Source organism: Gammaproteobacteria bacterium, from assembly GCA_029884425.1.
Classification (GTDB): domain Bacteria; phylum Pseudomonadota; class Gammaproteobacteria; order S012-40; family S012-40; genus JAOUHV01.
Window position 1 is genome coordinate 1 of record JAOUHV010000083.1, and the last position, 3,794, is coordinate 3,794.

Annotated in this window: 4 protein-coding genes; 1 reads left to right on the plus strand and 3 read right to left on the minus strand. The window is 49.0% G+C overall.

Translation table 11 applies throughout. From position 1 onward, the window contains the following. The first annotated feature begins 195 nt into the window (after positions 1-195). Positions 196-882 carry a winged helix-turn-helix transcriptional regulator gene (locus tag OEW58_13860; protein ID MDH5302431.1) on the plus strand — a complete coding sequence of 229 codons (687 nt, stop codon included), beginning with the start codon at positions 196-198 and terminating at the stop codon, positions 880-882. Positions 883-945: 63 nt separating this feature from the next. Here OEW58_13860 and OEW58_13865 read toward each other — a convergent pair whose 3' ends face one another. The 3 genes from OEW58_13865 to OEW58_13875 form a co-directional block, all read right to left on the minus strand. After that, a complete protein-coding gene (locus tag OEW58_13865; protein MDH5302432.1) occupies positions 946-1,587 on the minus strand; it encodes a PEP-CTERM sorting domain-containing protein in 642 nt (213 codons plus the stop codon). 247 nt (positions 1,588-1,834) lie between these two features. Then, complete coding sequence (locus OEW58_13870; protein MDH5302433.1) at positions 1,835-3,094, minus strand: alpha/beta hydrolase; 1,260 nt, start codon at positions 3,092-3,094, stop codon at positions 1,835-1,837. A 238-nt stretch (positions 3,095-3,332) separates the two neighbouring features. After that, positions 3,333-3,794 (minus strand): HEAT repeat domain-containing protein (locus OEW58_13875; GenBank protein ID MDH5302434.1); only part of this gene is annotated, 462 nt, incomplete at its 5' end.

Sequence of the window (3,794 nt, forward strand, 5' to 3'; positions counted from 1 at the left end):
GATTCATGGTTTTTCCTCAATGTTGGAAGGTTGGTTGGGCACGGGGTGCCTACAGGGAAAAGTCTAGGGGGGAAGGCGTTGAAACAGATACTTGCTGAACTGTAGAATCTAACTACACAATCTGTAGTAACTCGCTACAATGAGCGCAGTTGTGTCAATAAACGCAAATTTTGCCAACGAAAGCAGGTGTTAATCGTGGAATACGGCCAATTCTGTCCCATTGCCAAGGCATCCGAGATCATTGGCGAAAAATGGACCATCCTGATTATTCGTGAGTTGCTGATGGGGGCGACCCGTTTTAATGAATTGCAGCGTGGACTGAGTCTTATTTCTCCGACCATCCTGACCAAGCGGTTGAATTATCTGGTTGAGAGCGGGCTGGTGGCCAAGAAAAAAATTCCAGCACAGATGGGATATGAATATTTTCCCACGCAAGCATGCAAGGAACTATTGCCAGTGATGAAATTGTTGGGTGATTGGGGAATGCGTTGGGCCAGAAATAACATGAGCGATAACGACTACGATCCGGAATTGTTATTGCTCTATTTGCAGCGCAGCGTTCAATTCGACAAGCTGATTGGTAACGAAACTGTTATTCGCTTTAAATTCACCGATATCAACGATATGCCGGATTGGTGGTTGATTGCAAAAAATAACGAAATCGACGTTTGTGTCAAAGATCCTGGAAAAGAAGTGGATGTTTATTTTACCTGTGCAATCAAGACAATGATCGATCTGTGGATGGGCGATGCCTCCTATCGCCAGGCAGTAAAGAACGGTGATCTGAAAGTGGTTGGTCCAAGTGCGATGACCAAGGATATTTTTTCCTGGCTGAATCGCAGTGTATTCGCTGATTTGCCGGCGGCGAATGAGATCAAATAACGCAATATTTGGCGCTGCCAAAATCAACAAAGCCCGCGATTGCGGGCTTTGTTGGCCAAATGCTTAGGCAGCTTTTCTTCGGGTGAGCGACATCCCCAAAAGGCCCGCAGCAAATAGAATCAGTGCTGCCGGTGCAGGAACTTCAGCGGCGTAGCCGTAAGCTTGGACTTCAGAGACGGAGAAGTAGCGGTCACCACTGTCCATGTTGCCGCTAATACGCAATGCATCGGTAGTGATGCTGGATGCCAGAGTGTAAACCGTTGCGTCGTTGTTGACATCGGGACGAGTTAACATACCCCAACCGCGATCATCGTAGTTGGGAACAGCCCATGCCAGTATCCAATCACCTGAGATCAAATCGCGATATTCCAAATTGTAGGCGTCGTTATCATCTGCCTGGACAACGAAACTCTCAATGACAAATGTCCCGCCAAGATCAATTTCGATGTGATTGGCGACGCCATCGTGATCATCCCACCACACGGCTCCTTGATCCCATGGGGTCTGTTTGGGTAGGAACACGCCGTCCACGACGGTCATCGGGTCAACTACTGCACCGCCGCCCCAGCCGCCGGTGAAAAAAGTTCCGTCAGTTAGGGTGACAGTTTTGCCCTGGGCAACATTTGAAGATGCTGTGGCATGGGTTGAGGTGAAAAGACCAATTGCCAACATGGGAATCACTAAGAAGCTACTGAGAGTTTTCATGTTTTTTCCTTCCTGAAAAAATATCTATGGACTAGTGAGAGCTAGTGGTTCGCTGTAGGCATTGCCTATGCCAAAAAATTTTTTTGTTTTATTTTCAATGTGATTACATGTTGTTGATTTTATGAGGATCAAGTCGTTGTAAATTTTTTCGACAAAAACTTGAGAAATCGCCAGCGAGGCATACCCTACTTATCGCGATTTCGGTTGCTGTTCAATTGCCGTGGCTAGGGTGGCAGAAATTTTTCTTCTACCTATTGCTGTGAATAAAGCGATTCATTAGCTGGGTCATGTAGTCAAAGTCCGGATTGAACGTAATTCTGCGAATAGGTTTGTCGCTTTGTTTTGGGTACAGGCTTTTTTCTCCCCAGACAAACTGAGTTGCGTCGTCCGACATGCACTGCTTGTACTCAACGGTTTTTTTGTCCAACAGATAGTGGTAGCAGTTTTTGTAGTCGCCTTCAGGGCCGTAGTGGGTATTGGATCTAGCTACAGGAATGGCGGTGTGTGAAAAACTGATGACATTCATTGCCGGATAGATGCTGCTGCGGGTACAGGCTCGTGCGGCCGGAGTGAAATGGCAATCGTTATTGTCGGCATCGCGGCGATAGAATAGCAGCTGACTTTTGTTGTTGGTTTGGTGCTCAAAAAAATCAAGCGTGGCGTTTGTGAGAACCGTATCGTCATCCTTGCTGACGACGACAAAAATTGGAACGCCAACTTGTCTGCTATTTGTCGGGTTGAGATTTTGTGTCGTCAGCAGATGTATTTGGTCGGCGGCATTTTTTGGAAAGGATTCGTATTTGGCGAAGTCCTTGTCATCGAGAATATCGAGCCATGCTCTCTTGGGATCAGCCCAACTGACCAGATAGTGCCAGTTGGTGATGAAACCCAAACGCGAGTTGATGTGAATGGCCGGTGAAAACAGTAACAAGCCTTTTATCTTTGGATTCTGATGAGATGGAGTGTGCATGGCGTGATTCAGTGCCAATGCCCCGCCAGTTGAGAAGCCGGCAATAAATAGCTGAGTGATGCCGGTGTCATCGAGGCTTTTCACGCCATAGCGGGTGGCATTTATCCAGTCCTCGTAACGCACTTCCAGCAGGTCGCCGGGTACAGTGGCATGGCCTGGAAGCACAATGCTTCGTGCCAACACGCAGCGATTGTTGTTGATAATGGATTGGGCCAGGTCGCGCATCATGAACGGGGTGTCGGTCAGACCGTGGATCATCAGCAGGCCGACCTTTTCGTCAGGTCGACAGTTTGTGAAATCGTTGCTTTTCATTTCAAACGGTGCGATGACATGTATTTGCTGTTCACTGCGCTGGAGCACGTTATGGCTAGCGATATGCTGGTGTGTGGCAGTTAGATAATCAGCAAACGTGATCGCCTGTTGTGGGATCTTGCTGTCGCTTGGCTGGTGTTGATGCGACAGACTGTGTGGCCCGCCGGCGCATCCGGAAATGATGATTAGCAAGGGAAAAAAGAGAGAGCGCCGAAAATTATTCATGGAAGGTTTTTCCTCTTGCTCAGAAAAACGATGGAGTGTTGACCGGTTTGTTGCGGAGCGAGGGCGACTCAATCATCTTTTTTTACAGTGTAATCGGTGCGGACGTTAGGCGAAAAACAGATTATTTTTTCGCTCCGCAAGGTGTGATGATAACAGAATTGATAGAACCGTTGTTTGGATGTGCCAAGTGTGATTTTTGTGCCTTGTACAAAATTTCCGGGGTAATTCCATTGGCGATCTACACCAGCTCCTCCCCCAACGCTTCTTCCAAAATCCCTTTCAGTCGCTCAATCGGCCAGCTTTCGCGTGAGGCGATTAAGTCCAGGCATTCTTCGATGGCGCGGCCTTCGTTGATGCTGGTCATGGCGGCGAACGCGGTGAGGGAAATTTCGGTGTCGTCGCCGCGCGCAAGTTCACTGATTTTCGGCCAGACGGATTCGTCGCGCATGTAGCCCAGAATTCGAACGGCTTTGATGCGTTGCTGGTAATCGTTGTCTGCCAGCAATTGCAGGGCGTATTCGTGGGTGTTGAGCAGGTAAGAGAAAACCGCCAGGCCGATGCGCTCCTGGGGGCGGGCGTGCTGATAGGTTTGGGCCCATAGTTCGATGACCTGCGGGCGATCGCCGTCGTCCAGCAGCGGCATGGACTGCGGCATGGCTTGGCCTGCCAGGGTCAGGATGGGCTGCCATTGTTGGCGGAT

What these genes read in the sequence shown, in the direction of transcription:
- OEW58_13865 (MDH5302432.1), bottom strand. Translation starts at nt 1,587, where the DNA reads ATGAAAACTCTCAGTAGCTTCTTAGTGATTCCCATGTTGGCAATTGGT.
- OEW58_13870 (MDH5302433.1), bottom strand. Translation starts at nt 3,094, where the DNA reads ATGAATAATTTTCGGCGCTCTCTCTTTTTTCCCTTGCTAATCATCATT.